Raw genomic sequence first — 5,476 nt, forward strand, 5'->3', positions numbered from 1 at the left:
GGACCTGGAAGAGCACCAGCACCAGGACGCCGACCAGGCCGAGGCCGCCTCCCCCCACGGCGATGCCGCGGCCGCCCCGGCCGCCGCCGAACCCGCCGCCGCCCCGGAGGTCGCGGACGTCGGACGTGTCGAGGCCGGCGCCTTCGCTGTACCGCATTCCTGGTGTTCCTCCCGTCGGGTCGAGCCGTGCGAACGGTGCCACCGGGGGCGGGTCGGGCGCGACTCGGGTCGCCGAGCCGGTGCGCCCGGCGCCCCCTGGATCCGGAGCCATGCCGCTGGAAGGTGAGTACGAGCCCAGCCCTCAGCAGTGGGTCCGCGACCAGGTCGAGAGGTACGAGGCGACCGGAGGGCGTGAGGCCAACACCCTGCTGGACACCGGCCTGCCGGTGGTCGTCTTCAGCACCCGTGGTGCGCGCTCGGGCAAGGTCCGCAAGCAGCCGCTCATGCGGGTCGAGCACGACGGCGTCTACGCCATGGTCGGCTCCCAGGGCGGCGCGCCCACCGACCCGGCGTGGGTGGCGAACCTGCGTGCCCATCCGGACCAGGTCACCGTGCAGGACGGGCCCGAACCCTGGGACGGCGTGGCCCGGGAGATCACCGGTGAGGAGCGGGCGCAGTGGTGGGAGCGCGCGGTCGCGGCCTATCCGGACCACGCGGACTACCAGCGGAAGACCGACCGGCAGATCCCGGTGTTCCTGGTGGAACGCCGGGGCTGAGCCGGGTCAGGGCAGGGCAGCCGCCAGCTCCGGCACCGCGGCGGCGAGCTCCTCGTCCTCGGTGAAGAGGGACGCCGACGCCACGCGCCGGCGACCCGTGCCGGCCCACCGCCACGTTCCGGCGATCCGACCGTCGACGACGACCGTGGCGGAGAACATGCCGTTGCGCCCGGGGCAGATCCGCTCGGCGTACCGCGGGTCGAGGACTGCCCTCCGGTCGGCGTAGCCGAGCACGAACTCGTCGAAGCCGGGGAGCAGGCGGACGGCGCGCGCCTCGTCGCGGTGCGCGTCGAGGCGCGCGGCCGTGCCGGGATCGAGCAGGTACTCGGTGCCCTCGACCTGCAGGCGTTCGAGCCGGTCGCCCGCGACTGCGAGGCCCGCGCGCACGTCGCGCACGGTGGTTCCCGCCCAGCGCACCAGGTCCGCGACCGTGGCCGGCCCGTGCCCGCGGAAGTACCGCAGGACGAGTTCCGCGAGCGCCTCCTCGCGGTCCAGCCGGCGGGGAGTGCGCACCCATTCGTCCAGCAGGACCAGGTGCTGCTCGGTGCCCTCGGTGGGGCCCAGGCACAGCGTTCCGGTCTGGGCCAGGAACCAGAGCAGGTGGTAGCCGCGCTGACCGGTCGTGGCGACGCCGCCGTCGCTGATCGCGGCCAGGAGGGCGGCGCGGGACAGCCGCCGGCCGCCGGAGAGCGCGGCGACGACGGCCTCCCGGGCCCGCTCGGCATCGGCCTCGTCCAGCTCGAGGGCCGCTCGCCGCTTCGCGAGACCGGCCAGCGCGCGCGGGCCCAGCAGGTCCAGCATCCAGTGCAGGTCCTCGGCCGGCAGCAGGTGCAGGGTGCCCCGCAGCGGCCAACTCCGCACCACCTCGCCACCGTCCATCGCGGCGAGCACGTCGGTCCGCCGGTGCCCCTCGGTGCGCAGGGCCACGGAGGTCACGGCGCCGGGGAGGTCCTGTCCCTGGACGGCCGCCAGCGCGCGCACGGCGGTCGCCGCGTCCGGGGCCGGAGGGCCGGCGAGCCCCTGGGCGACCAGGCGCATCAGCGCGACGTCGTGCAGCGGGGTCATGGCCGCACCCTGGCAGGGCCCTACGACGGTTCCGCCGGCCGGGCAGCTGGACTAGCCTCCGCGGCGTGATGGGAATGGGTGGGGCCGGCGGTCCGGGTGCCGAGCGTCGACGGCGGATGGTGGCCACGGTCGCCGTCCTGGTCCTGGTGCTGGGCGCGGCCGCCGCGGTGCTCTCAATCGCCCTCGGCTGAGGAGGTCCCGTGTCCGGCGCCGAGGCGACGGAGGCCTGGTCTCCGGGCAGCCGGCTCGCCAGGAGGACCTGCGCCGGATCGATGCGCTGGTGTGCGCCGCCGCACCCGGCCTCGGTCGCGAGTTCGTGCCCGCAGCCGCCGGCGCGATGCCCGGTCACGGGCCGACGCGCTGACCGAGCTGGTGCGTGAGGCCGCCGCGCACACGGCGCACGCGCATACCGAGCTCTTCGCGATCTGAGCGCACGGCACGGCCCGGGCCCTTGGTCCCTGGTGTGGCGACCTCCGGGACGACACCGTATGGAACCGCTGCGGCCGGAATGGGCCGCCTCTCCAGACGAACGAAGGACCGCCGATGACCCTGGTCGTCCCACCGATCCCCGGGCCTGCCGCCGACGAGCCCGCCCGGGCCCTGGACGACGCGGCCACCGGAGAGCCGGTGCGCGCCGCCGCGGGTGACCGGAGCGACGCGGAGCCGCTCGACGACTCCGTCACCGCCGCGGTCGGCCGGCTCAGCTGGGAGTTCTCCGACCGCGTGGGTCCGCACCTGGTCGTCCGGGTGGTGCGGGACTGCCGGCGGGAGCTGGGCGGATCGCCGGTCGGAGCCCTGCCGGAGCTGGTCGAGCGGCTGGCGCGCTACCGGCTGGACCGGCAGATCGGCTGACCCGGCGACAGCTCGTTGCCCGGTCCGGGAGGATGTCGGCGTGGGCTACGTCGACGTCAGTGCGGTCCGGCACACCCTCTCCGATGGGCGGGTGCTCCTGGACGACGTCTCGTTCCGGATCGGCGAGGGCGCCTGCGCCGCGCTGGTCGGCGAGAACGGGGCCGGCAAGACGACGCTGCTGCGGATCATCGCCGGCGACCTGGTGCCCGAGGCCGGCGCGATCGCCCGCACCGGCGGCCTGGGTGTCATGCGCCAGTTCATCGGCTCGGTGCGCGACGACACGACCGTGCAACGCCTGCTCGTGGACCTGTCACCGCCGGCGGTGCGGGCCGCCTGGGACGCGGTCGAGGCGGCGGAGCTCGCGCTCATGGAGACCGACGACGAGCGCGCGCAGATGGCCTACGCCGGCGCGCTCGCCGAGTGGGGAGACGCCGGCGGGTACGACGCCGAGGTCACCTGGGACACGGTCACGGTCGCCGCGCTGGGCGTGCCCTACGACCGGTGCAAGTACCGCGAGCTGTCCACGCTGTCCGGTGGTGAGCAGAAGCGGCTGGCCCTGGAGGCGCTGCTGCGGGGGCCCGACGAGGTGCTGCTGCTCGACGAGCCGGACAACTACCTCGACGTCCCCGGCAAGCGCTGGCTGGAGGAGCGACTGCTCGAGACCCGCAAGACGGTGCTGTTCGTCAGCCACGACCGCGAGCTGCTGGCGCGGGTCGCCGACCGCGTGGTCACCGTCGAGGGCGGGAGCGCGTGGGTGCACGGTGGCGGCTTCGCCAGCTACCACGACGCCCGGACGGCCCGGCACGAGCGGCTGGCCGAGCTGCGCCGGCGCTGGGATGAGGAGCACCAGCGGCTGGTCGACCTGGTCCGCACCATGCAGCAGCAGGCGGCGAACTCGCCGGACATGGCCAACCGGTACCACGCGATGCAGACCCGGCTGGCCAAGTTCGAGGCCGCCGGGCCGCCCCCGGAGCGCCCGCTGGAGCAGAAGGTGGCGATGCGGCTGCGCGGAGGGCGGACCGGGGTGCGGGCGGTCATGGCCGAGCAGCTGGAACTCAGCGGCCTGATGCAGCCGTTCGACGTCGAGATCTTCTACGGCGACCGCGTCGGGGTGCTCGGCGCCAACGGCGCGGGCAAGTCGCACTTCCTGCGGCTGCTGGCCGGGCAGCCGGTGGCGCACTCCGGCGACTGGCGGCTGGGCGCGCGCGTCGTCCCCGGGTTCTTCGCCCAGACGCACGCGCACCCGGAGTGGCAGGACCGCACCCCCGTGGACCTGCTCTGGCACGGCGAGCCGGGCCGTCCGGGCGTCGACCGCGGGCGGGCGATGGCGGCGCTGCGCCGGTACGGGCTCACCGATTCCGCAGACCAGCCGTTCCGGACGATGTCGGGCGGCCAGCAGGCGCGGTTCCAGATCCTGCTCCTCGAGCTCTCCGGAGCGACGCTGCTGCTGCTCGACGAGCCGACCGACAACCTCGACGTCCTCTCCGCCGAGGCGCTGGAGGAGGCCCTGGCCGCGTTCGAGGGCACGGTGCTGGCGGTGACCCACGACCGCTGGTTCGCGCGCTCCTTCGACCGGTTCGTCGTCTTCGGCGCCGACGGCCGGGTGTACGAGTCGGCCGAGCCGGTGTTCGACGAGACGCGGGTGGTCCGCGCCCGCTGACTGCGGGCGCGGACCACCCGCGCGGATCGTCAGGCGAGAGCGAAGAAGACCGGCTCCGCGTCCCAGCTGATCGTCTCCTCGATGGAGAGCTGGCCACCGGCAATGGCCGCCGGGGGCACGTCCATGCAGAACTGGAACGTGTCCGCGCCGCCGGGGTTCAGCGTGGGCGCGTTCATCGCGTCGTCGGGGAGCAGGGCGGCGCAGTCGGAGTCGCTGTACTGGCGCTTGTCGGCGCCGTGGAAGGTCGCGGTGAGGTCCATCCCCGGGAAGCCCTCGTCCGTACCGACGTACGTGGTGGTGAGCTGGATGACGACGTACTGGCCGGTGGGCGCATCGTTGAACTGGTTCCCGGCCGCCGCGATGGCGTTGCCGTCGAGCTGCACGGCATCCAGGGTGACCTCGTAGTCGCCCACCGTCGCCGGGGTCCCGAGTGCGACGAACTCGACCGTCGGCTCGTCGGTCGCAGCGTCCGCCGGCTCCGCGGGCGAGCCTGCGTCCTGCGACGAGCTCTCGAGGTCGTCCAGCTCGTTCTGGACCTCATCGATGACGTTTGAGTAGAACGCCTGGGTGGCGAAGACGACGACGATGGCCACCACGGAGGTCACCACGCCGGCGATTGCCATGCCCTTGCCGGACCGCGCACCCTTCCGCGCCTGCACGAGGGCCGGGATGCCGAGCGCCAGCCCGACGACGGCCAGCACTGCTGCCATGTTGTTGATGATCGGGACCCAGCTCAGGACCAGCGCGATGATGCCCAGCACCAGGGCAGCGACGGCCAGGCCGGAGCTCTTGACCGGCTGGGTCGGCTGGACCGGCGGCGGGGGCGGCGGCGCGTACTGCTGCGAGTACGGAGCCTGAGGGGGGTACGACACGGAATCTCCTACCGATGGGTAATTGGTACGGAGCGGGACCGTATGCGGCGCTGCCCGTCGCGGGTCCGACGACACGATCACGATGAGGTCGCGCCCCACCAGGCGTAACACCAGCACCTGTGGCCCGGCCGGGCGCGACTCGGCCGAACGCCCTGCCCTCGCTCCGGTACGTATACGCATCTGACGCTGCGGACGAAGGGGATAGTGTAGGTATCTGTCGCAGCCGCATCATTAAAAACAAAAGCAAATAAGAGCACACACATCGAGAAACGAATACACTAATCTTCAAAGTATCGATCAAACCATCAGAA

Annotated in this window: 6 protein-coding genes; 4 read left to right on the forward strand and 2 right to left on the reverse strand. The window is 73.3% G+C overall.

What is annotated here, in order from left to right; translation table 11 throughout:
* The first annotated feature begins 269 nt into the window (after positions 1 to 269).
* A complete protein-coding gene (locus C5508_RS18695) occupies positions 270 to 716 on the forward strand; it encodes a nitroreductase family deazaflavin-dependent oxidoreductase (RefSeq protein ID WP_104526418.1) in 447 nt (148 codons plus the stop codon).
* 6 nt (positions 717 to 722) lie between these two features.
* Here the strand turns inward: C5508_RS18695 and C5508_RS18700 are convergent, their stop codons facing one another.
* Positions 723 to 1,781 (reverse strand): winged helix DNA-binding domain-containing protein, encoded by a 1,059-nt coding sequence (locus C5508_RS18700; RefSeq protein ID WP_104526419.1) that lies wholly within the window; start codon positions 1,779 to 1,781, stop codon positions 723 to 725.
* A 65-nt stretch (positions 1,782 to 1,846) separates the two neighbouring features.
* Between C5508_RS18700 and C5508_RS20560 the strand changes: the two genes are divergently transcribed.
* The 3 genes from C5508_RS20560 to C5508_RS18710 all read left to right on the forward strand — a co-directional run bounded on the left by C5508_RS20560 (position 1,847) and on the right by C5508_RS18710 (position 4,293).
* Entirely contained in the window at positions 1,847 to 1,972 is a 126-nt protein-coding gene (locus C5508_RS20560; RefSeq protein WP_269801798.1) for a hypothetical protein, read from the forward strand.
* Positions 1,973 to 2,324: 352 nt separating this feature from the next.
* On the forward strand, positions 2,325 to 2,633 hold the full coding sequence (locus C5508_RS18705; protein WP_104526420.1) for a three-helix bundle dimerization domain-containing protein: 309 nt from the start codon (positions 2,325 to 2,327) through the stop codon (positions 2,631 to 2,633).
* Between the two features lie 40 nt (positions 2,634 to 2,673).
* The gene (locus C5508_RS18710; protein ID WP_104526421.1) at positions 2,674 to 4,293 is read left to right on the forward strand and encodes an ABC-F family ATP-binding cassette domain-containing protein; all 1,620 of its coding nucleotides are present in this window, start codon (positions 2,674 to 2,676) and stop codon (positions 4,291 to 4,293) included.
* Positions 4,294 to 4,322: 29 nt separating this feature from the next.
* Here the strand turns inward: C5508_RS18710 and C5508_RS18715 are convergent, their stop codons facing one another.
* The gene (locus C5508_RS18715) at positions 4,323 to 5,165 is read right to left on the reverse strand and encodes a DUF4190 domain-containing protein (RefSeq protein WP_157944151.1); all 843 of its coding nucleotides are present in this window, start codon (positions 5,163 to 5,165) and stop codon (positions 4,323 to 4,325) included.
* Positions 5,166 to 5,476 lie beyond the last annotated feature (311 nt).

It is taken from the genome of Blastococcus atacamensis, from assembly GCF_002938425.1.
Taxonomy (GTDB): domain Bacteria; phylum Actinomycetota; class Actinomycetes; order Mycobacteriales; family Geodermatophilaceae; genus Blastococcus; species Blastococcus atacamensis.